We start from the raw sequence: 23108 nt of genomic DNA, 5'->3' as shown, positions 1-23108 counted from the left end.
AGTTCATGACACCGGAGGAGTGTTACCGAGCAACTCAATGCGGGAACATGAAACTACCATCTGTTAGAGCCTAATGTCCAAAACCAGGGGGTCGGTCCGGTTGCACTCCTTGACTCGACGACGAGAGGATTGAAAGCGTTGCCCGTTTCCGCCAGATCCTGCGCGCCTTGCGCGGTTGCACTCCTTGACTCGACGACGAGAGGATTGAAAGGCCGGATCCCGGAGGGTGACGAGGATCGCGTCTCCGTTGCACTCCTTGACTCGACGACGAGAGGATTGAAAGATTCAGCGTCCTGCTCGCGTCTGTAGACTCGCGCAGCGTTGCGCTCCTTGACTTGACGACGAGAGGATTGAAAGACGGGTACCGTCCTCATTCGGAACTGCGTCCACGCCCTGTGTTGCACTCCTTGACTCGACGACGAGAGGACTGAAAGTTCGAGCGCCGCTGTTCCTTGCCGCTCTCGAAGGGGGGTTACACCGCTTGACTCGACGACGAGAGTGTGTACTCCGGGGCAAAGCGATGAGCCATTCCGGGTGAATTCGATCACTGATTCCGGCGGAAGCCCATCGCTCATTCCGGAGCAAGCTGATCACCGGTTCGGGGAGCATCTTGATCACTCTTGTTAGCTGGCTGTCATTGGTGAGCGGATGGGCCCGGAATGAAGTGGGCAGTCTCAGTAGGAGGACACTCAGAAGTGACGCTGGATAACGCGCAGTCCCGAAGGGCCCAAAGGGATTTAAGCCTCCTATTCTCGAAGTCATTCCGCAGATATTGCATGCGGACAGGTGAAAGGGCTTATGCCAAGCAGGCGGGAGGCGGTTATCCATGCGCAGGATGGCGGGAAGCACATCGATCACTTTGGGGTTAGGAAACACCATGCATCGCTTCGCTGGGATCAGTGATCGAAATCACCCGCAATCGCTGATCGCTCTTGCCTCGGAATGACTGATCGATTCCGCCGGAACACGCAGGCGATGTTCGCTGCAGGATCGACGACGAGGGACGCCCTGTCCGTTGCAGGTCTTCGGGCATTCCGGACGTGGTGTGGCGAATGGCCTTGTATGCAGGTTTTCTGGATGAACCGATTCCGGCGGCAGTGCTAGACGCCAGGGGCGCGTCTGCCTTACTGGGCATCCTGCTCACCGAGATCCGTACGAGCCGTGTTGAACGGAGGAATGCATGAGCGTGTCCCAACGACGCGACTGCGGCCCGGTGTTGGTTCAAACCTCTGGGGAGGCCATGCCACTCGAAAGGATTCCGTTTACAGAGCGCCGATTGGAGGAAGGCTGGCTTCAGAGGCTCCTCTACGATTGTCTGACGATCCTCCCCGTAGGGGATCTGGATCCCGGCGTTGTGCCCCTGATTCCTATTGGTCGCGAAATCGCGACCGAATGCGAAGAGTTCTTCCACGTCGGCTGTCTCCACGATCTTGCCCAGGTACATCACAGCCACCCTGTCGCTGACGTGCTGCACGACTGACAGATCGTGCGCGATGAAGAGATACCTATGAGCGAGGGATTCAGAGCGAGCGCCCGGGCGATTCCTATCCTCTGTCTCTGTCCGCCACTGAACTCGTGAGGAAACCGCTTCATGTGACTGGAGTCCATTCCTACCGCCAAGAGGAGCGCCTCGACCCGGTCGTAACGCTCGGACCTGCTGCGGACCCCGTGAGCTTCCAGAGGCTCCGCGATGATATCGGCGACCCTCATTCTCGGGCTTAGCGAAGAGTAGGGGTCCTGGAAGATCACTTGCATCTCCCGTCGCAGGCTCGCGATGGTGCGCCGGTTGACAGACACCCATCGCTGGCCGTGTCTGATCCTTATGTCTCCTTCGGTGGGCTCGACGAGGTGGAGCACACACAGTCCCGTCGTCTGCTGCCGTCGTCTGCTGCGCGATCAGCCCGCGCACATTATCCCGGCGCGCGGGCAATTGCTTCAAGGGCCAGAAGCACACGATTCTGCCGGGAGATTGGTATGTAAGTTGAGGGCAATCACGTTGCTAGCGGGGTTCGGGAAAGCGAGAGGTTCCTTGTCTCAACGACGGGGCTTTCCCATGCGGCGACGCGGGGCAGGGGAGGGAAGGGAGGAGAAGGCTGGGCCCTCCACCATATGCTTGGTCATGTCCACGCACCCATTATCCTTGAACGAGACGCCTTCTGCCTCCAACATGGCCCGCTGCCTGCCTTCGCCTCCGAAGACGTGGGGCGGCGCCATGGCGCCGCACTTAGTCACCACTCGGTGGCACGGCAGGCCCAGGTGCGGCGGGGCCTCCCACAGGGCCCAGCCCACCGTTCGGGCGCCCCGCGGCGACTCCAACCAGGCAGCGATCTGGCCGTAGGTGGCTACTTTGCCCGGGGGAATCTGGGCAACCACATCGTAGACCCTACGAAAGAACGTGTTCCTCCCCTCTCCTTCCTCAAATTCGAAGATCATGGCGCGTACCTCCAGGTTGTCCAGGTGTGATGCGGGCCCAATTCTTCAGGAAACGCGCGTATTGTCGGCGTCACGCTGTCGAGTCTTTCGATAGTGTCGTCTCGCCTTGGCACGGTTTCCGCAGCTGTCCATGGAACACCACTTTCGTGTCCTGTTCCGGCTCGTGTCGAGGAAGAGCCACCCGCAGCCATCTCCGGGACACTCCCTCACTCGCTCGAGATCCTGATCCGAAGTCAGAAGCTCGGCCGCCGACCACACTATGGGCCAGAGCATCTGGTCTAGCTCGTCCTTGCCTGTCCACGTCTGGGCAAATCCCCGGTCTGTGGGGGTAATCTGCAGGTGGGTGAGAGCCTGGGCGAGCTCTATGTTCAGCACGTCAAGGTCCGCGGCGCTGGGCTCCCTTCCGGCCGCGATAGCCGAGAAAATACGGTACACTGCTTCTCGCAGAGTGACCGCCCTTTCCAAGACCGATGCGGCTTCATCCTGTCGACTCTCCGCCGCGCGGGCGAGGATCTGAGCTTGAGCTTCAGTCAGTGCCCGGGCGTGCCGGCTCCACGCCAAGAGGTCAGCGTAGGAGGTGAGCCATTCCTTGGGATGGTCGCTTGCATGCCAGTCGACCGTGTTCGCGAAGTCAAGGCAGAGCCTTTCTCCTATCAGGTCGAGATTGCCTGCCCATGTTGCCTCTCCGTCAGTCACTACGAATCCCTCCTTTCGCGATCTGTTATAACCGGTTAGAGCCACTTGACAGGTTATACCGGTGATGGTATGCTCTAACTGACGTGAATATTATAGCCGGTTACGAGCATGGTGTCGAGTGGCCGGTGCCTTGCGGGCGCCCGCGTGGAACCGAGGTGAGAGCGGAACGCGGAAGAGAGGCTTGTCGCGACGAGCGATGAGGTCGACCGTCTGCTGAGAGGAGGCGAGGGAGGGATGGTGCGAGAGAGAGTGGGCACGACCGTGGATAGCGCGTTGTTCATAGCAGGCTTTGACTCGAACGTCGCATCGAGGCTCCTCCGATACAGTGACCTGGCGAAGGAGGCCGAGGCGATGAGGGGGCACTCGCGCGAGTGCGCGGGCGAACGACGCGATTCCGGCGCTTCAGCGCCTGGCCGGGCACGCCGCGCTGTGGAGACCCTGGTCAGGGCGGTCAAGCCACTTCCCAGGCACGAAAGAGGAGGGCGATGCCGCGCGTCCGGCATGGATCCGCTGCCGGGTCGGGACGGATCCGCCGCGGGGCTCCACGGCGGCCAAGACAGCCGTGACACATGTATTACACAAGGAGGCCGGTTGAGCATGAACGACTCTTCTATCGAGGGCGGCCTGAAGAAATGGGCGGACGAGCGCGGCTACCTCATCACGTGGAGCGATGCCCGGGTCGTGAACGAAGTGCGACGGGATTTCGAACGACGGCGACAGGCGGGAGAGATCAGCGAGTCAGTATACGAGCAGAACCTCCGCGCATTCACCTACCTTGGCGGCAGCGCCCTGCCGGACGCGGAGACGGTTGTGGTCGTCGTCGTGCCCCGGCCGGCGCACAGAGTTGAGTTTAGGACAGCCGACGGATCGCTCGAAGGTATCGTGCCCCCCACTTATGTGCGGTACAGGGAGACGCAGGAGGATGTCAGGCGCGACCTTGAAGGGGGTCCGCTTGGCGGCGAGGTCCGCACGGTGAGCCTCGGTGCGCCGCTCAAGGCTCTCGCCGCGAGGCTGGGTCTCGTGACCTACGGTCGGAACAACATCACGTACACACCCAGATTCGGTAGCTACCATCAGCTGGTAGGCTTTCTCACCGACGCGGAGCTCGGGCCGCTCGCAGACCCCACGATCGACCACACGAGGGCGTCGGCGGAATGCGACGGCTGCACGGCCTGCCTCGCGGCTTGTCCGACCGGTGCCATAAGGCAGGACACGTTCATGATCGATGTGGAACGCTGCTTGACGCTGCATTCGGAGAGCCCCGGACCATGGCCCGGTTGGCTTCCGGCGTCTGCTCACAACTGCGTCATAGGGTGTATGGTCTGCCAGGACGTATGCCCGCAGAACTCGGGCCGGCTCAAGGTGGAGCCACCGGTTGTTTCGTTTGACGAGAGTGAGACCGGCTTGCTCACCGCCAGCGCTCCGGACCAGGACTGCTCCGGGTCGGTCTGGGATGTCATCAAATCGAAGTGCGGCGCGGCAGGGCTCGCGAGCTTGGACGAGGTTTTGAGCCGCAACCTCCGGGCGCTCTTGAGCCGACCCTGACTCGTTCTTTCGTCGGGTCGCGGACGCTGGGCGTCGAGCGTGAGGCGATGCCAGCCGTCGAGCGCGAGGGGCGGGGAGGCGAGCGCCGCTGCCGAGGGATGGCGGGCCGTGTGCCAAGCATGAGGTGCGGGAAGCCATGCGCCGATCCTGAGGCGCGGCGAAGCATGAGGAGAGCCTGAGGCGCAGCGAGCTACAAGGCGGGCCTGAGACGCACTGAGGACACACGAGGAAAGGAACGGGTTACAGCCGCCTCCACAACATCCATGACACGGGAAGATCAGAGGAAAACTGCGTAATGGGGGAGAATATAGTGAGCAGACGAGAAGGAGGCGGTTGCGATGATGCCCGACGTGGTGGTAAGCGTGTTTCGGGTGGTCTTGTGGGCAGTGCTTGCATGGTGGGTCTTGTGGGCCGGTCTCGCCCTCTTCACCAGGGCAACGACGGTGTTCGTGTTCTTGGTCCTCACGGGCCTTGTGTGGGGATACTTTGGCGTACGCCTCGTGACGGGCTTCGCCTTCGCGCTGTACATACTCATCCCGCTGGTGTTCCTGCCGAGCATGGTGAGGATAATCACGGAATACCAGCGCGGCGTGCTGTTCAGGTTCGGGCGGCAGGTGGGAGTGCTGAAGCCCGGCGTAAACGTGATCTTCCCGTTCGGCATCGACCAGGTGAGGAAGATCGACCTCCGCACCTTTACGATCGACGTGCCTAAACAGGAGATCATCACGCGCGACAACGTTCCGGTCATGGTGGACGCCGTCGTATACTTCAACGTCTTCGATCCGGTGCTCGCCGTCGTGAAGGTGGCGGACTTCGTGAAGAGCACCACGCTTCTCGGGCAGACCATCCTGCGGTCTGTGCTCGGGCAGCATGAGCTCGACGAGATGCTCTCGAAGCGCAGCGAGCTCAACACCACGCTCCAAAGGCTCCTCGATGAGGCGACGGACCCGTGGGGCGTGAAAGTCACGGCCGTGGAGATCAAGGCAGTGGAGCTGCCTGAGACCATGAAGCGGGCTATGGCCAAGCAGGCCGAGGCGGAGCGCGAGCGGCGGGCGAAGGTCATAGCCGCGGACGGCGAGTATCAAGCTTCGGAGAAGCTGGCCGCGGCGGCGCGCGTCATCGCTACGCAGCCCTCGGCCATCCAGCTCCGCTATCTGCAGACTCTGTCTGAAATCGCCGTGGAGCGAAACTCCACCGTTATCTTCCCGCTGCCCATGGAGATTCTGCGGCTGTTCGACAGGCTTGCGCATCACGGGCTTGCGGATCATGAGCAGACCCAGGCATAGTCATGCCGCCACCGGCGGGTGTCGCCGGCGGCGGTCGACGTTGGGCGTTGAGTGTAGTGCGCGGGAAAGCGCCTGCGGGAAGGCGCCTGAGGTGCCGGCGGTCGGGGAGGCGCTTTGCGGATGAGGGCCTTCGATTACAGCCAGCCTTTCGCGTCACGGCGCAGCCCGGTGATGGGGCGCCGGGGGGCGGTGGCCACGAGCCACCCGCTCGCTGCCCAGGTCGGGCTGGACATACTGCGCGAGGGCGGTAACGCGGCGGACGCGGCAGTCGCGACCGCCGCCGCCCTTACGGTGCTCGAGCCGACTTCCAACGGCATCGGCGGCGACGCTTTCGCCATCGTGTGGGACGGAAAGCGCCTTCACGGTTTGAACGCATCCGGACGCTGCCCCAAGGCTTTGGATGTCCGGGTCTTCGAGAGCCTCGGCCTTCACCGTGTTCCCACGACGGGATGGCTTCCCGTCACCACCCCGGGCGCGGTCTCCGCTTGGGTCGAGCTTGCGAAGAGCTTCGGGACGATGCCGCTCTCGAGGCTCGTTGCTCCGGCGGCACGGTACGCAGAGGAAGGGCATCCGATTCCGCCCATCATCGCGGGCTACTGGAAGGCGGCCGAGCGGCGGCTGGGCGAGTTCGAGGAGTTTCGCCGGGCATTTCTGCCCGGCGGGAGGGCGCCGCTGCCCGGAGAGGTGTTCCGTCTCCCCGACCAGGCGGCGACCCTGAGGCTCATCGGGGACTCGAATGGAGAAGCCTTCTACCGTGGTGAGATTGCGGAAAGGATCGCGCGCCACGCGGAGGCTACCGGTGGTTATCTGTCGAGAGAAGACCTAGCCTCTCACGAGCCTCGATGGGTGGATCCGATCCACGTAACCTACCGGGGTTACGACATATGGGAGATCCCTCCGAACGGCCAGGGCATAGTGGCGCTCATCACCCTCGGGATACTGGAAGGCTTCGACATGCCGTCTAGGGGCCGTGCGTCCGCCGACGAGCTGCACCTCGCGATAGAAGGACTGAAGCTGGCGTTCGCAGACGCGTACTCCTTCGTTGCGGATCCCATATCCATGAGGATCACCCCCGAGATGATGCTGGACCCGGCGTATCTCGCTCGCCGGAGAGAGCTAATACAAATGGACAAAGCCGTGGCGGAACCTGCCCCCGGTCACCCAAACGAGGGCGCGTCGCGCGAGGGCCGTGCCTCCTCTCATGAGGCCTCCTCTCGTGAGGACGTTTCCTGCTGCGCCCATGTCTCCCCCGTTCACGCGTCCTCGACCGCCACCGCTCCGGGCGGCCGGGCTACTTGCGACTCCCGCATCAGCGAACGGCCGCAGTTGCGAGGCCATCGTCCTTTCGACGGGGACACCGTGTACCTCTGTACCGCCGACGCGTCCGGCATGATGGTCTCGTACATCCAGTCCAACTACATGGGCTTCGGTTCCGGCATCGTCATCCCGGGGACCGGCATATCCATGCAGAACCGCGGTTGCGGGTTCACCCTCGAGGAAGGCCACCCCAACCGCCTCGCTCCAGGCAAACGACCGTATCACACCATCATCCCTGCGTTCATCACCCGTGACGGCGTGCCGCTCGCCGCGTTCGGCGTCATGGGCGGCGACATGCAACCCCAGGGACATGTCCAGGTCATTCTGGGCCTCATCGACCACGCGATGAATCCCCAGGCCGCGCTTGACGCGCCAAGGGTCCGCGTGCTCAAAGGGAGCGAAGTCGCCGTCGAGCCCGCGATAGGTCGGGAAGTCGCGGAGGATCTCGCCCGGCGGGGCCACCAGGTCCGCGTGGACGAGGAGCCCGCAGGCTTCGGCGGGGGACAGATCATCTGGCGGGATCCCGACTCCGGCGTGTTCATATGTGGCTCGGAGCCTCGCAAGGACGGGGCGGCGGTAGCCTGGTAGGCGCCGCGCACGGCAGGCATCGCCCGGCGGGCATTCTTCCTGTCTCGCAGGCGCCATGGCTTCCCCCGGACGCGCACGTTCTCCCACGTGCCTCCGCGCGGCGCGTACGCTCAGGCTCGCGTCCGCGGGCGGCGACGGACGCGTTCGCGCCCCGCGCATCCCAAACAAAAGTGTATGCACGCCCTTGACTTTACCACCCGTCTGCTTATAATAGCAATAAGAAGCATGAGATGCATAAATATGCACCAGCTGACTTGTGCGTCGCTCTTTCCCGTGATTCGGGGAACCCAGGTGTGAGGTGACCCGAACAACGAAGCGCGCCGACATGAGGGCGCTATTCCGACCATGGCTGAGCGGGATGGAAAGGCGAGGCAGCTGGGCGCGGGGCGCGTCGGCGTGCGGCGTCTATCTGTAATGCTGACGGCGGGATGCGCGACCCGCGGTGTGCGGCGCGGGCGCCGCGAGCGATGCCGGCGCCGCGAGCGGTGCTGGCGGCGTTCGATCGGTGTGTGTTTCGGTGTGGTGTGGACGGGAGGAGCTGCATGAAAGCGCTGCTGGTGTTGGAGGACGGATTCTGGCTGGAGGGAAAGGCGTTTGCGGGGAGCGGGGAAGCGTACGGTGAGGTAGTTTTCAATACAAGTATGTCCGGGTATCAGGAGATCATCACCGACCCGTCCTACAAAGGACAGATAGTCACCTTCACGTACCCTCTCATCGGCAACTACGGTGCAAACGAGGCGGACTCAGAGTCCGCGCGTCCGCAGGTCGAGGCGGTCATAGTCCGAGAGTACAGCCGCTTTCCGAGCAACTGGAGGGCGACCCGCACCTTAGTCGATTACCTGGACACCAACGGAGTGCTGGGGATAGAGGACGTGGACACCCGCGCTCTCACGAGACACGTGCGGGAAGCGGGAGCGATGCGCGGGGTGGTATCGACCACGGACCTCGACCGTGAGAGCCTGCTTCGCAAGGTCCGCGCCCACCCCGGTCTCGTGGGACAGGACATGGTGAGGCGCGTCACCTGTGCCCAGGAGTACACTTGGAATGCTTCGGGCGAGTGGCGCGTGGTCGCGTTCGACTTCGGGATCAAGCGCAGCATCCTGAGGATGCTCGAGGAGGCGGGGTGTCAGGTCACAGTGGTGCCGGCCTACACCCCAGCTAAGGAAGTACTGGCGAAGGATCCGGACGGCGTGTTCCTTTCGAACGGGCCGGGCGACCCCGCAGGCGTGCCTGGGGTGGTGAGGGAGGTAGGGAGACTCATAGGCCGCAAGCCCGTCTTCGGTATATGCCTTGGTCACCAGATCCTCGGCCTCGCGCTCGGCCTATCCACTTTCAAGCTGAAGTTCGGGCATCGAGGCGCGAATCACCCGGTAAAGAACCTCCACACAGGAAGGGTGGAGATCACCTCTCAGAACCACGGCTTCTGCGTGTGCGTCGACGCGGTCGAATCGGTGTCGTCCCGCCACGCGGACCGGACGCCTCCTGGGACGGCGCCGCTCGAGCCAGGATCGCCCGGGGCCGTGCCGCGCGACGTAATGGACACGTTCCGCGTCACCCACGTGAACCTCAACGACGGCACCGTCGAGGGAATGGAGGTGCCCGGCCTCATGTGCTTCTCCGTACAGTACCACCCGGAAGCGTCCCCCGGTCCCCACGACTCGCGGTACCTGTTCGAGAGGTTCGTTCACATGATGGCCGGAAAGGATGCAGGCGGACGACAGGCTACGGTGGGTATGCCCGGTGCGTCTGGCGGTCGAGGAGCCGCGTAGGCGACCCGCGGTCTCTTGCGGTCTCTGGTGGTCTCGAGCGGTCTCCTGCGGTCGCGGCGGTCGCGGCGGCGCGATGAGCCACGGGTGAGGCGCGCAGCACGTAGAGGGACTTGACGAACCAAGGTACGCGAGACGGAAGGAGGGCGCAGGCAGATGCCAAAGAGACGAGACCTCGAAAGCATCCTCATCATCGGGTCGGGTCCGATAGTCATAGGCCAGGCGTGTGAGTTCGACTACTCGGGTTCGCAGGCGTGTAAAGCGCTGAAAGAGGAAGGCTATAGAGTGATCCTCGTGAACAGCAATCCCGCTACGATCATGACAGACCCCGAGATGGCTGACAGGACATACGTGGAACCCCTTTGCTTCGAGGTCCTCGAGCGGATCATCGAGCGTGAGCGGCCTTCAGCGATCCTCCCAACCCTAGGCGGCCAGACCGGCCTCAACCTCGCAGTGGAGCTCCATGAACACGGCATCCTTGAAAAGCACGGGATCGAGCTCATCGGGGCGGGTTTCGAAGCGATTCGGAAGGCCGAGGACAGGGAGCTCTTCAAGTCGGCCATGTCCCGCATCGGCCTGGACGTGCTGCGCAGCCGACGCGTGCGTTCGGTTGAGGAGGCCCTGGAGTTCGCCATGGCCGTGGGGTACCCCATTGTGGTTCGTCCTTCGTTCACGCTGGGTGGAGCGGGCGGCGGTGTGGCGCGCAACGCCAGGGAGCTAGCGGAGGTCGTGAGCACGGGAACAAGCCTCAGCCCCGTGCATGAGGTGCTGGTGGAGGAGTCGGCGATTGGCTGGAAAGAATACGAGCTCGAGGTCATGAGGGACGGCGCCGACAACGTGGTCATCGTCTGCTCCATCGAGAACCTCGACCCGATGGGCGTCCACACGGGAGACAGCATCACGGTCGCGCCGGCCCAGACGCTCACGGACGTCGAATACCAGGCCATGCGCAGCGCTGCCATCGCCGTCATCCGCGAGATAGGAGTCCAAACGGGAGGCTCCAACATTCAGTTCGCCGTGCGTCCCGAGGACGGACGCATGGTTGTAGTCGAGATGAACCCGCGCGTGTCGAGATCGTCCGCGCTCGCTTCGAAGGCCACGGGCTTCCCCATAGCCAAGATCGCCGCCAAGCTCGCCGTTGGCTATACACTGGATGAGCTAGCGAACGACATAACACGCGAGACTCCCGCGTCCTTCGAGCCTGCCATAGACTACTGTGTCGTCAAGATCCCCCGCTGGGACTTCGCCAAGTTCCCAGGTGGGGACAGCACGCTCACGACGCAGATGAAGTCGGTGGGGGAGGTCATGGCCATCGGCCGGACCTTCAAGGAGGCATTACAGAAAGCCATTCGCTCGCTCGACCAGGGCAGCGCCACGCTTGGCCTCAACGCCGCCGACGGGCGCGATCCCGACGCGCCGGGCGTCATCACCGGGGCACCCCGCGGGCAGCGGGCGGGCGGCCGGTGTGACGCGGGCGGCAGGTGTGACCAGGAGGACGGGCTTTCGGAACTTCGCTCGAGGCTCGCGGTGTTGGGCCCCGATAGAATCTTCGACGTGTACCGTGCCCTCCGCATGGGGATGGACATCGAGGAAGTGTACAGTCTGACGCGCATTGACAGGTGGTTCCTCTGGCATCTCAAGGAGATAGCAGAGGTTGAGGAGGAGATCAAGGCACGCGCGGAAGGGGGCGCGCTCGACGCCCTTGGCCCTGATCTCGTGCGGCGGGCGAAACGGTGCGGCTTCTCAGACCAGCAGCTCGCCACCTTCACGGGATCTTGCGAGCTCGACGTAAGGCGGTACAGGCTCGAGCACGACATCCGTCCCGTCTTCAAGCTGGTGGACACGTGCGCGGCGGAGTTCGAAGCGCGCACGCCGTATTACTACTCCACTTATGAGACGGAGGACGAGGCGAGGCCCTCGGGTCGGCCGAAAGTCATGGTCCTCGGAAGCGGACCCAACAGGATAGGCCAGGGCATTGAGTTCGACTACTGCTGCGTGCAGGCGGCCTTCGCCCTCAAGCAAGAGGGCTACGAGGTCATCATGGTCAACTGCAATCCTGAGACTGTGAGCACCGACTACGACATCTCTGACCGACTGTATTTCGAGCCGCTCACGTTGGAAGACGTTCTGAACATCGCGGATGAGGAGCGTCCCTGGGGAGTCATAGTCCAGTTCGGCGGACAGACCCCGCTCAAGCTGGCGTCGGCGCTCGAAAACGCTGGGCTCAGGATCTTGGGGACATCCCCGCGGAGCATCGACTTGGCGGAGGATCGAGAGAAGTTCTCGAAGCTCGCAGACGAGCTAGGCCTGAAGCAGCCCCTTCACGGCGTGGCGAGGACGGTCGGCGACGCGCTCGATGTGGCGCGGTCGCTGGGTTACCCGGTCCTGGTCCGTCCATCGTACGTCCTGGGCGGCGCGGCCATGGAGGTAGTGAGAGACGACGCTTCCCTCAAGAGCTACGTCGAGCGTGCCATGGAAGTCGCACCCGGCCAGGTGATCCTGATAGACAGCTTCCTCGCGGGAGCCACCGAGGTGGACGTGGACGCGGTATGCGACGGCGATGAGGTGGTCATCGGGGGCGTCATGGAGCACATCGAACACGCCGGGATCCATTCCGGGGACAGCGCTTGTTCCATCCCGCCACTAGGCCTTTCTCCAGGATGTGTTGACGAGATCAAGCGGCAGACCAGGTCGCTCGCTCGCGCTCTGGGCGTGGTGGGGCTTATGAACGTCCAGTTCGCGGTGAAGGACGGCACGGTTTACGTCCTGGAGGCGAATCCCAGAGCTTCGCGCACAGTCCCGTTCGTCAGCAAGGCGGTGGGCGTGCCTCTTGCCAGGATCGCCACGCGGGTCATGGTCGGGAGGACCCTCCGCGAGCTCGGTCTCGTCAGCGATCCTATGCCCAGGCACGTGGCGGTCAAAGAGGCGGTCTTCCCGTTCGCCAAGTTCCCCGGGACAGACATTGTGCTCGGCCCGGAAATGCGCTCCACGGGCGAGGTCATGGGAATAGACGAGACGTTCGGTGCGGCCTTCGCCAAGGCGGAGTTGGCGGCGGGGACGCCGCTGCCCAAGGCCGGCACCGTGCTCGTGGTTGCCTCCGAGTGGGAGCGGGCCTCTGTTGCGCCCGTGGCTCGGGAGCTTGCGGCGCTGGGATTCACGCTGGTCTCGTATGGAGCGACCGCGGAGTACCTCCGCAGCTTGGGAATCGCGGTCGAGCTCGCCGAATGCGCCGGATGCGCCGGAGACGAGGCAATGGAGCGCGCTGGCGGGGGCGGGGGCACCGGCAGGGTCGAAGGCGGCGAAGGCGGTGGAGGAGACTCTGCCGCGAGCGAGTCCGGACGCGGCGTCGGTGGCGGCGCCTCAGCCGCGGTTGAGTGCATTAGGAGGGGACAGGTGAACCTCCTCATCAACACGCCGTCCGCACGCGGTCCCGCGTGTGAGGAGTACTATGTGAGGCTGGAGGCGCTGAGGCGTGGCGTGCCGGTCATCACAACCGTCCGTGCTGCCCGTGCGGCGGTGGAAGGGATCAAAGCCCTGCAGGCTCGGTCGCTGCAGGCGAAGAGCCTTCAAGAGCACCACGAGCACCATGCGGGGCCCCATGCGGAGCGGCACGCGGCGAGCTGACTACCGAAGCGCCGCGTCCACGCGATGCAGCGCGTCGCTGACCGAGCAGTAGATGGAGTAGGCGTCTTCGTACAGTTCGCGCAGAGATTCGTCGGGCTCCGCCCGGCGAGCGATACGGAGGGTTCGCGCGAGCGCGTCGCCTACGTCCCGGTACATCCCACACCCGATGCCCGCGAGGAGCGCGGCCCCAAGCGCCGCAGCCTCGGTTACCTCGGGCACCTCGATAGGCATGCCAAGGACGCTCGCTTTGATGGCAAGCCAGAGATCGTTCCTCACGCCGCCGCCCGTGGCGACCACGCTCGATACCGGGGTGCCGAGGGCGGCCTCCATTGCCTTGATGGCTGTCCGGAGCTCGAAACTGAGGCCTTCGAACACTGACCTCGCGAAGTCCGCTCGCGTCGCGCCCGGCCTCAGTCGCGCGAAGGCTCCGGTCGCCCGCTCGTCGCGGGTCGGGGGCCCGCTTCCGAGAAGGCGTGGGACGAACACAACCCCGCCCGCGCCCGGCTCGGAACGGCGCGCAAGCTCCGTGAGGCGCTCATACGACGCGCCGGGCTCGGGTTCGAGGAACTCGCGCATGAACCACTCTACGGCTCCGCCCGACGCGAGCAGGCCGCCCATGGCATAGCGCATGCCCTCGACCACGTGGTGACCCAGGGAAAAGCCGTTCCCGCAGACCGTCCGAAGGACCGACGCGTCCGGGCAAGACGTGAGGATGCTCTCGGCTGTGCCGCACGAGTCCAGGAGGATGCCGGGCCTCGTGGCGCCGACCGCGAGCGCTCCACACACGTGGTCGTGACCGCCCATGAACACCGGCACGCCAGCGGGGAGACCTGTGGCAAGAGCGGTCTCGCGGCTGACGTAGCCTGCCGGGGTGCCGCTGGGGACGGCGCGCGGCAATATACGCGCGGGGATTCCCGCCGCTTCGGCCAGGTCGCACGACCAATCGAGCTTCGTCTGGTCGAAGAGGAGGGTCCGCGAGGCCTGCGAGAAGTCCACCAAGTAGTCCGAGGGGCGGACGCGTTCCCTGTCGGCGGGACGGCCGGTGGCGCCGGCGGCGCTGCCGACGCCTCCGGTTCCTCCGGTCAGCCTATACGCCACGTAGCTCGACACCGGCAACCATGCGTCGATCGCTTCCCTGAGCCCACTCACGTTCTCGAAGAGCCAAAGGATCTTGAGGGCCGAGTATATGGACTTGACTGACAGTCCAGTGATAGCGCGCGTGCGTTCCTGGCCGATCTCCCGAGCCCACCATGCTGCCTGGGGCGCCGTTCGCGGGTCGAACCAGGCGATAATCGGATAGAGCGGGCGGCCTTCGCGGTCGAGCGGAACTCCCGATTCCCCGACGCTCGCAACGGCGACGCCGACGATCTCGGGGCGCACTCCAGAGGATGAAGTCCGACATGAAGGGTCCTGGGGGGGACGGGGTTGGGCCTCGCCGCTTCGGGCCATCTCCTGCGCCTCTGACCCGAGCGTCTTGAGCGCTCTGCGTGTGACAGAGGCGACCGCTTCCCAAATGGCTTCCGGATCCCATACCACGTGACCGGAGCCGTTCCCCGGCAGAGAGGGTGTGTCGGTCGAACATCTCGCCGCTTCCACGCCAGCCTCATCGAACACCACGGCCTTGATGTGCGTTGTCCCGACGTCGATCCCAAGTAGGTAGGGCTTGCTGTACCTGGAAGAACTGGCCATTCCGTGGACCTCCTTCATGTACATTCTAGTCTATCCGCGCCAAGTCCACCAAGCAAGAGTTCCGAAGTTGGAGGGTGGTCTTGCCGCTCTCACGACCTGTTGTAGCTACACTCGCGGTGTTCGCGTTCCTGTTCTCGTGGAACGACTTCCTGTGGCCGATGATCGTCAGCCGGTCTCCGGAAATGTATACCATTCAGGTTGGTCTGCAGGTCTTCATGGGCAAATACGGGACGCAGTGGGTCAAGCTCATGGCGGGTGTCGTCACGAGCACGATCCCGGCGATTCTCTTGTTCATGCTTGCTCAATCGCACCTCGTCAAGGGAATGGCCACATCGGGGCTGAAAGGGTAGAAGGAGTAGTTGGATGAGCAATCGTCTGCAGTTCATCAGTTCTGTGCCAGAGCCAGACGGCGCGTCAGATCACGCACCAGACCGCGAGGGAGACCGCCCGCTCGTCTGGGCGCCTGGCGAAACGCGAGACCAAGCCTGTGATCGCGCACCAGACTGGGTGAAAGACTCCATCATTTATGAGGTGTTCCCTGAGCGCTTCAGCAACGGCGATCCGATTAACGACCCCGGCAACGCGTGTTCCTGGACCGGTCTCCCGAGCCGCGGGAATTTCTATGGCGGCGATCTTCAGGGGATAATCGACCGCCTGGACTACCTGGACGACCTCGGCGTCACCTGCCTCTATCTAACGCCGGTATTCGCCGCTCCGTCCAATCACAAGTATGACACGGTCGACCACTTCCGCGTTGACCCTGCCTTCGGAACCGACGCTGTCTTGGCAGACCTTGCCCGCCGCCTGCACGCCCGCGGGATGCGCCTCATTCTCGATGCCGTGTTCGCTCACGTAGGAGACGGACACCCGGCGTTCCAGGACGTCCTTGCAAGGGGCGAAGCGTCGCCATACAGGCGCTGGTTCAAGATAGATGGTTTCCCGGTAAGGCGGAGACCTCGGCCCAATTACCGCGCATGCGGCGGCCTTGCCTCGATGCCCAAGCTCAACGCGGAGGACCCTGAGGTGCAGGACTTTCTTTGCCGCGTGGGAGTACATTGGCTCAGAACTGCCGATATCGATGGCTGGCGCCTGGACATGCCCTGGGAGATCCCCCATTCGTTCTGGCGGTCCTTTCGCGCGGCGGTGAAGAGCCTGAAGCCCGAGGCGTTCCTGTTCGGCGAGCTCTGGGGGGACGCTGCGCCGTGGCTGCGCGGGGACCAGTTTGACTCAGCGATGAACTATCGGTGGCGCGACATCGTTCTGAGGTTCCTCGTCACGCAGTGCGTCGACGCCCGGACTTTCGTCCGCGAGCTCTACTCGCTGCGACGAGCTTACGGGGCGGCAAGCGAAACCATGGTGAACCTCCTCGGGAGCCATGACACGCCGCGCCTTCTCACCGTGTGCAGAGGGCAGGTAGGGAAAGCAGTGCAGGCCCTGGCCCTTCTGCTCACTGATGTGGGGGTGCCGATGCTGTACTATGGCGACGAGATCGGCCTCACGGGCGGCAACGACCCCGGGTGCCGCGGCGCGATGCCTTGGTCGCGGGACAAATGGAACATGCACATCTACGAATCGTGCCGTGCTCTCATGCGCGCGAGGCATCAGCACCCAGCCCTCAGGCGCGGGGACTTCCGTCTTCTGATCGTCAGTGGCCGTGTGCTTGTGTTCGTGCGCAGGTGGCAAGAGGACGCTGTGCTGGTCGCGCTGAACGCAGGATTTCAACAGGAGAGGCTCGAGGTGCGCCTGCCCGACATGATGTGTTTTCGACCTCTCGAAACCTGGCACAGCCCCGTGCCCGGGCACGAGTGCAGAATCGACTCCAGCCGCGCCCGTCTTGTCCTGCCTCCCTCGGGGACGTGCCTAGTTCTTACTGCATAGTCGGCAACTATGGAAGCGCGACGCGTCTCGGTCTCGTCCGCGGGGCGGGACAGGGGGAACCCTACGCTCCGACTGGACAGTCGGGTGGAGCTCGGAGGCGTCGTGACCCTGCAAGTGGTGTAGATGGGGTCCCAGCGTCAAAGTCGGCGCCCGTGACGCACATGCGTCCAAGAGCAATGCCCCCTCTGGGTCATTCTGGCTGGCACGCGTTGTACGTAGCTTGGCCATCGATACCTGAAGGATTGCGGCGCGCCAAGACCGCAGCGCCGAGACCGCAAGCAGGCTACTCTACATAGCCTGCACCGTCGAGGCGCCCTACGATAGGGCTACGCAAGCCGCGGCCTTCGTGTCGTGTGACAAGGTTTTCAACAAGAATGTAAACCTCAAATCAAGGGGAAGACTGCCCCACTGGTCTTGACACGCACCTCACCACAACGGGGGATGGCGGCGCAAGTGCCGGCATGATACAATCAAGCCGGGACCAGGCCGACGCCATACCATCAGGTTCGTCTGGAGGGGAAAGCGTGGCGAAACCGGATAACGTACGGGAGGTCGCGGTGGACTATGTTTCGCCCGTTGCGCCTTCTCTACGCCTTACATACTCTGACTATTGCGAGATTCCACCCGGGCAGCAGCGGTACGAGCTGATCGGGGGTGCGCTCAGGGTGGTACCATCGCCGAGCGTGGTTCATCAGGAGATCGCGAAGCGCCTCTATAGGGCCCTCGTGGAGTGGATAGAGGACCGCGGGCTCGGCAAGGTGTACTTTGCACCCCTTGATGTCGTTCTCAGCGAACATGACGTGGTGCAGCCGGACCTCCTTTACGTGTCGAAGGATCGCATCGAAATCGTCAAAGCTGCACACATCTTGGGCCCTCCCGACCTTGTGGTGGAGGTTCTCTCGCCTGGAACAGTCGGATGGGACCGCGGAATCAAACGCCAGACGTACGGGCGATTCGGGATACGCGAGCTATGGCTGGCGGACCCCGAGAGCCGAAGCATTGAGGTCGCGACGCTCACAAGCGGGGACTTGCCAACCGCGGGCGTGTACGGTCCTGGTTCGGCGCTGATAAGTCCTATCCTGCCTGGGTTTAGCTTGAGTGTAGACATTGTCTTTCCGTGACCATCAGCCCCCACTACGGACCTTGTGCCACTCGGCACGTGTGCCCTCATGGGACTCGGTACGCAAGAGTGCGCAGCTCATCTTCGGGTTTTCAGCAGCCTCTCGGTGCTGGCGTTGCACTCCTGGCGTTCCACTCAATGGCAGCGCTCCGAGCAGACGCTGCTCCGCCGGACCCGGCCGCGAAGCCCGTAGCCGGATCTCCGCAGTACCCCTCGTGTGAGCAACAACGCCCTCAAACACCGCGAGCGCCTTTGCACTGTAGCTGGCGGCGGACGGTCTAGCTAGCGAGACTGCTCGCGAGCTCGCCCAGCTTCCTCAACGTTTCAGCGGCGAAATCGTGTCGATCTCCGAATGCTGGCGGTCGGAACAGGCAGGAACCGTAGACATCGTGTCGAAGTGTGCAACCGGCGCACGCAGGCGTCGCAAGAAACAGCTCATTCCCGCGGATACGTCGGCACGTGTCAATACCCGCTCGATGGCCGCCGCAATATGAATCGCGAGTATGTCGCACTGACGTGAGCCTTTGCTTCTCTCACATCCGCACTAGTGCCGCACGACAAATTGCAGGCGTGGCCCGCGAAGCTAGGTGGCTGCGCCAGCGCGATCCGCGAACGGGAAGCTCTAAATGAGCTGTGCGCAGGACACTCCGAGGTTGAGGAACCGCCTCGCCGGCAGTCAGTGCGCATGCATGCACGGAATGTCCGGTCCGTGATGGTGGGCTGCGCTTGTGCAGTTTCGAGCTTGATCGTCTACACAGAAGCGTCCACACAGACACGCAAAGGGGGCGCCCAGGTGAAGGGCGTCGAGGAGTTTCGCCTTGCCCGCTATGAATTCATCCTGGAAGCCGTGGACAACCTCTTCCTGCCGCCTTATAAGGGGTCCACACTCAGGGGCGGCTTCGGGACGGCCTTCAGGAGGATTGCCTGCTCCGCCGGCAGAGCAGACTGTCGCGACTGCGTCCTGAAGGCCCCTTGCCCATACGCATACGTCTTCGAGACCATGCCCATGGACGGGTCGGAAGCGTTGGCCAAGTTCGAGCACGTGCCCCATCCCTTCGTGCTCGAACCGCCTCTCACGGAAGAGCGCGAGTTCGGGCCGGGGGACCAGCTTTCGGTGGGGTTAGTCCTCGTAGGGCGGGGGATCGAGTTTCTGCCATACTTCATCGCTGCGTTCCAGGAGTTCGGGAGAATGGGGATCGGCCGTGGACGTGGAAGGTTTCGCTTGAGAAACGTCTACGCTTCGGTGGGGGTGCCCCACAGCCAAGATAAGTCCGGCGGCGATGAGCGTCGCTTCCAGCCAGGTGGTTCAGCTTCTGGGCCTATCGCTGCCCACGACACAAGTTGTGCCAAGGAAGACAACCGTGCTTGTGGTACGGATGGTGCGGGACACAGTGACAACAGCGATCCCCGTGCCCTCGTGTTTGACGGAAAGGCCAACAAGGTGTATATGCGAGACGCGGCTGTCACATGGGCCGACATCGTGGAGACGGCGAGAGGCATCTCTAGACGGCTTCGTCAGGCATCTGACCGGGGGCCGGAAGGCGGACGACCGTCGACCACCTCTGGACCCATGGTCGTCTCCGACTCTGAGTCCGCTTCTCCCGTCCTCGGCGGGACTTCTGCTTGCCCGGCCGCCGCCGAGTCTCGTGGCTCTTGCGAGTCCGATCCCTCCTGCGCTCCCCCACGCGTAACCGTGGTGTTTCGTACAATGACACGCCTCAAGTTTCAGGGTGGCCTCGAGGACCGACCCGAGTTCCATGTCTTGATGCGCAGCTTGCTCCGACGAGCGTCATCTCTGTTGTACTTCCACCACGGAACGCGGCTTGACATGGACTTCCGTGGGTTCATCGCGCGGGCAGAGCTTGTTGAGCTGGCAGCACAAGATGCGCGGTGGGTGGATTGGGAGAGGTACTCGAGCCGCCAGGATACTCGGATGAAGCTGGGCGGACTCGTGGGCACCGCGACTTACGAATTCTGTGACGCAGACCTCGCTGAGTTCTTTCTGCCCTGGCTGATCCTCGGAGAATACATTCACGTCGGGAAGGGGTGCACGTTTGGGCTGGGGCTAATCAGCCTGCAGCCTGGCTGCAAGCGGGCAAACGGCAGATGACGACGGACCTTCAGGGGCATCGGTCCGTTGATCAGTATCTGGGGCCCCCTAGTGGGCGCACTCCGGTGTTGCAGAGCATTCCGTCCATGCGGCCACATCCCTTCTGCGGGCCGACCTCTGATGATCCGACCTCGGCATCCTGCTGCGCTGCCGCATCGGCATTTGTAGTCCAATCGGTTGCGCGGGGTGTCGTGAGGTGACCGCAGGCCTATTCAGTGAAGAAGACCGTGACGGCAGCCGTCAGCTCCCTTTCGCGGGCGATGTAGCGACGTGGCCAGACAACGGACAGCCACCTACTGGCCTTCACGCGTTCTAATGCGACGGCGTCGGAACTCCGTTCCAGAAGCTGCCGGCGCTAACCCATATGTCGGCCATGCGAGGGCAGGTGCGTACGAGGCGCCTGACCCCTCGGCTTAGAGGCTGCCCGTGCCGCGCCCATCGGCCGACCAGTACGGCACGCAGCCGAAGGATTATAGCATCTGGCCCGCAATCGGGAGAGCAGCCCGAGTTTCGGGGTGCGTTCCTGTGAGGCACCGGCTTTGCAGGAAAAACTCTGTGCAAGAAAGAATATCAGCAACAAACCGAGCAAGCCAGGCGGATGCCAAAACTTGTCTCTCAAATCCCCGGGTTCTTGCGTGAAATGTTCATCTGAATGTTCCTGGTAATGCATGGAACAACAGCCCTGAACCCTTGCGGGACAACGAAAGGCGCCCCTGAACCGTAATGTTAAAATCCCCGGGGTTTTCATACAGAGAACCGATTTTAACATGGACGAGGTGATCGCCAGTGTATCGATGGACGCAAAACTCAGTAACGACGCGGGGTACAGCAACGCGCTGGGGTCGTTGCACCACTTGACTCGATGACGAGAGGACTGAAAGCAAAGAGGCAGCTCGAGGATGCGGCAACGCTCCAAGCCGTTGCACCACTTGACTCGATGACGAGAGGACTGAAAGGGTAAATTCGCAGATACGTTTCCAAGGGCGAGCCAAAGCGTTGCACCACTTGACTCGATGACGAGAGGACTGAAAGTGTCAAGCCGCAAAGCCATCGGACAAGGAGTGGACACAGTTGCACCACTTGACTCGATGACGAGAGGACTGAAAGCAAGATCTCCGTCGCCATCACCGAGCCCGCCTCATCCAGTTGCACCACTTGACTCGATGACGAGAGGACTGAAAGGCGCTACGGCCTTCACGTCGCGCTTGAAGTCTCGGGAGTTGCACCACTTGACTCGATGACGAGAGGACTGAAAGGCGCAACAAAGGCGTACAAACTCTCAATGCGCACCAGGTTGCACCACTTGACTCGATGACGAGAGGACTGAAAGCCTTCGCGGCTGCGTCCATCTCCTCATCGCGCAGGAGTTGCACCACTTGACTCGATGACGAGAGGACTGAAAGTCAGCCCGGCCCCTACATCCAGAACAGAGCTGCCTGCCGTTGCACCGCTTGACTCGATGACGAGAGGACTGAAAGCGGCAAGCGGGATCTCTACTCGGACGAGCGAATCGTGGTTGCACCGCTTGACTCGATGACGAGAGGACTGAAAGCAAAGAAACTCGCGCTTCGCGGCCCCATTCTCAGGTTGCACCGCTTGACTCGATGACGAGAGGACTGAAAGACGATTTCGTCTGGTATATCTTGTCCTAGCCGGGCGAGGTTGCACCGCTTGACTCGATGACGAGAGGACTGAAAGCCATACACCCTGAGTCCCCAATACGGCGGCGATGTGACGTTGCACCGCTTGACTCGATGACGAGAGGACTGAAAGGACAACGAGCTGGAGGCCTTGCCGCTGACCCTCGCGGTTGCACCGCTTGACTCGATGACGAGAGGACTGAAAGTCAAAGACAAAGCCCAGGCAAATCGTGATTGGGCCATGTTGCACCGCTTGACTCGATGACGAGAGGACTGAAAGGAGGTTGTCCCAATCGCGCGGGTCATCAAGACACTCGTTGCACCGCTTGACTCGATGACGAGAGGACTGAAAGAGTATCCGACCCCTGGCTCGGTCTTGGCGGTTCCAACGGGTTGCACCGCTTGACTCGATGACGAGAGGACTGAAAGCGTGTGGGATAGTGCCGGTAGGAGGCCGGTGCCGCTAGTTGCACCGCTTGACTCGATGACGAGAGGACTGAAAGCTGGAAGGAGGGCGACCGGAATATGGCAACCAATCTCGGTTGCACCGCTTGACTCGATGACGAGAGGACTGAAAGGCGCAGGCGAATTCCCTTTTCGCGAAGTTCGCCTACGGTTGCACCGCTTGACTCGATGACGAGAGGACTGAAAGCGCGGTTGGCCTCGACGCTCGTGTCGAGAGCCGCGGTTGCACCGCTTGACTCGATGACGAGAGGACTGAAAGTATTCTGCCGCCTCGAAAGCACCCTCTCCCCGGTCTGGTTGCACCGCTTGACTCGATGACGAGAGGACTGAAAGGGAGGAGTTGACCCTGCGTATACGGGCCGCTTATGGTTGCACCGCTTGACTCGATGACGAGAGGACTGAAAGCGGCTCTTCTGGACCGGGAACACGTCTTTCGCGGTCCTGTTGCACCGCTTGACTCGATGACGAGAGGACTGAAAGAGCGCCGGGATCTGGTGTGATGATACTGACACGTCGCCGTTGCACCGCTTGACTCGATGACGAGAGGACTGAAAGTTGTGTAGCGCGCCATCTCGTCACCCTGCTTTCGGCCAGTTGCACCGCTTGACTCGATGACGAGAGGACTGAAAGTCTCTTGGTTGGTCATCGGCTCACCGCCTCAGTAGTTCGTTGCACCGCTTGACTCGATGACGAGAGGACTGAAAGTCCAACTGTGATCTCAAGACGCTGGAAGCCCAGGTGGTTGCACCGCTTGACTCGATGACGAGAGGACTGAAAGCAACACCCGGCACCCTGGTTCTGATCTCATCCATGAGGTTGCACCGCTTGACTCGATGACGAGAGGACTGAAAGCCGACCTTGTGGATGCCCGGTACGTGATTCACCGGACGTTCCACCGCTTGACTCGATGACGAGAGGACTGAAAGCTGGCTGGCTCTCCTTAACATCGAC

The 23108-nt window shown here is 62.7% G+C and carries 12 protein-coding genes, 1 pseudogene and 1 CRISPR repeat array (1 of these 14 only partly in view); of the genes and pseudogenes, 9 read left to right on the top strand and 4 right to left on the bottom strand.

Annotated elements, in window-relative coordinates:
* Nucleotides 1–1393: 1393 nt before the first annotated feature.
* From NUW12_10480 to NUW12_10470, 3 genes and pseudogenes are all read right to left on the bottom strand, one after another.
* A pseudogene (locus NUW12_10480) lies at nt 1394–1857 on the bottom strand (ATP-binding cassette domain-containing protein).
* A 177-nt stretch (nt 1858–2034) separates the two neighbouring features.
* Nucleotides 2035–2433 carry an MGMT family protein gene (locus NUW12_10475; protein MCR4403177.1) on the bottom strand — a complete coding sequence of 133 codons (399 nt, stop codon included), beginning with the start codon at nt 2431–2433 and terminating at the stop codon, nt 2035–2037.
* A gap of 45 nt (nt 2434–2478) precedes the next feature.
* The gene (locus tag NUW12_10470; GenBank protein MCR4403176.1) at nt 2479–3129 is read right to left on the bottom strand and encodes an ABATE domain-containing protein; all 651 of its coding nucleotides are present in this window, start codon (nt 3127–3129) and stop codon (nt 2479–2481) included.
* Nucleotides 3130–3363: 234 nt separating this feature from the next.
* Between NUW12_10470 and NUW12_10465 the strand changes: the two genes are divergently transcribed.
* The 5 genes from NUW12_10465 to carB all read left to right on the top strand — a co-directional run bounded on the left by NUW12_10465 (nt 3364) and on the right by carB (nt 13255).
* Nucleotides 3364–4674, top strand: coding sequence for a hypothetical protein (locus NUW12_10465; protein MCR4403175.1), 1311 nt, complete (start codon nt 3364–3366; stop codon nt 4672–4674).
* A 341-nt stretch (nt 4675–5015) separates the two neighbouring features.
* A complete protein-coding gene (locus NUW12_10460) occupies nt 5016–5960 on the top strand; it encodes a slipin family protein (GenBank protein ID MCR4403174.1) in 945 nt (314 codons plus the stop codon).
* Between the two features lie 120 nt (nt 5961–6080).
* Nucleotides 6081–7865, top strand: coding sequence for a gamma-glutamyltransferase family protein (locus NUW12_10455; GenBank protein MCR4403173.1), 1785 nt, complete (start codon nt 6081–6083; stop codon nt 7863–7865).
* 542 nt (nt 7866–8407) lie between these two features.
* The gene (gene carA, locus NUW12_10450; GenBank protein ID MCR4403172.1) at nt 8408–9634 is read left to right on the top strand and encodes a glutamine-hydrolyzing carbamoyl-phosphate synthase small subunit; all 1227 of its coding nucleotides are present in this window, start codon (nt 8408–8410) and stop codon (nt 9632–9634) included.
* Between the two features lie 153 nt (nt 9635–9787).
* On the top strand, nt 9788–13255 hold the full coding sequence (gene carB, locus NUW12_10445) for a carbamoyl-phosphate synthase large subunit (GenBank protein MCR4403171.1): 3468 nt from the start codon (nt 9788–9790) through the stop codon (nt 13253–13255).
* On the opposite strand, the gene NUW12_10440 is transcribed toward carB, so the two are convergent.
* A complete protein-coding gene (locus tag NUW12_10440) occupies nt 13256–14944 on the bottom strand; it encodes an FGGY family carbohydrate kinase (GenBank protein MCR4403170.1) in 1689 nt (562 codons plus the stop codon).
* Nucleotides 14945–15018: 74 nt separating this feature from the next.
* Here NUW12_10440 and NUW12_10435 point away from each other — a divergent pair, with 74 nt between their 5' ends.
* From NUW12_10435 to cas6, 4 genes are all read left to right on the top strand, one after another.
* Complete coding sequence (locus NUW12_10435; protein MCR4403169.1) at nt 15019–15294, top strand: hypothetical protein; 276 nt, start codon at nt 15019–15021, stop codon at nt 15292–15294.
* Between the two features lie 13 nt (nt 15295–15307).
* A complete protein-coding gene (locus tag NUW12_10430) occupies nt 15308–16822 on the top strand; it encodes a glycoside hydrolase family 13 protein (protein MCR4403168.1) in 1515 nt (504 codons plus the stop codon).
* A 524-nt stretch (nt 16823–17346) separates the two neighbouring features.
* On the top strand, nt 17347–17943 hold the full coding sequence (locus NUW12_10425) for a Uma2 family endonuclease (GenBank protein ID MCR4403167.1): 597 nt from the start codon (nt 17347–17349) through the stop codon (nt 17941–17943).
* Nucleotides 17944–18735: 792 nt separating this feature from the next.
* The gene (gene cas6 / locus NUW12_10420) at nt 18736–20052 is read left to right on the top strand and encodes a CRISPR system precrRNA processing endoribonuclease RAMP protein Cas6 (GenBank protein ID MCR4403166.1); all 1317 of its coding nucleotides are present in this window, start codon (nt 18736–18738) and stop codon (nt 20050–20052) included.
* 844 nt (nt 20053–20896) lie between these two features.
* Nucleotides 20897–23108: direct repeats of the CRISPR family, unit length 37 nt; unit sequence GTTGCACCGCTTGACTCGATGACGAGAGGACTGAAAG; it runs 1166 nt beyond the window's last position.

This window comes from Bacillota bacterium (assembly GCA_024653485.1).
Taxonomy (GTDB): domain Bacteria; phylum Bacillota; class SHA-98; order UBA4971; family UBA4971; genus UBA6256.
The sequence above is the reverse complement of the archived record's forward strand: the minus strand, read 5'-3'. Positions and strand labels throughout refer to the sequence as shown.

Excerpts from the sequence above, each read along its gene's own strand:
- NUW12_10460 (MCR4403174.1), top strand. The coding sequence starts at position 5,016 with ATGCCCGACGTGGTGGTAAGCGTGTTTCGGGTGGTCTTGTGGGCAGTG.
- NUW12_10465 (MCR4403175.1), top strand. The coding sequence starts at position 3,364 with ATGGTGCGAGAGAGAGTGGGCACGACCGTGGATAGCGCGTTGTTCATA.
- carB (MCR4403171.1), top strand. The coding sequence starts at position 9,788 with ATGCCAAAGAGACGAGACCTCGAAAGCATCCTCATCATCGGGTCGGGT.
- NUW12_10430 (MCR4403168.1), top strand. The coding sequence starts at position 15,308 with ATGAGCAATCGTCTGCAGTTCATCAGTTCTGTGCCAGAGCCAGACGGC.
- NUW12_10440 (MCR4403170.1), bottom strand. The coding sequence starts at position 14,944 with ATGGCCAGTTCTTCCAGGTACAGCAAGCCCTACCTACTTGGGATCGAC.
- NUW12_10455 (MCR4403173.1), top strand. The coding sequence starts at position 6,081 with ATGAGGGCCTTCGATTACAGCCAGCCTTTCGCGTCACGGCGCAGCCCG.
- carA (MCR4403172.1), top strand. The coding sequence starts at position 8,408 with ATGAAAGCGCTGCTGGTGTTGGAGGACGGATTCTGGCTGGAGGGAAAG.
- NUW12_10475 (MCR4403177.1), bottom strand. The coding sequence starts at position 2,433 with ATGATCTTCGAATTTGAGGAAGGAGAGGGGAGGAACACGTTCTTTCGT.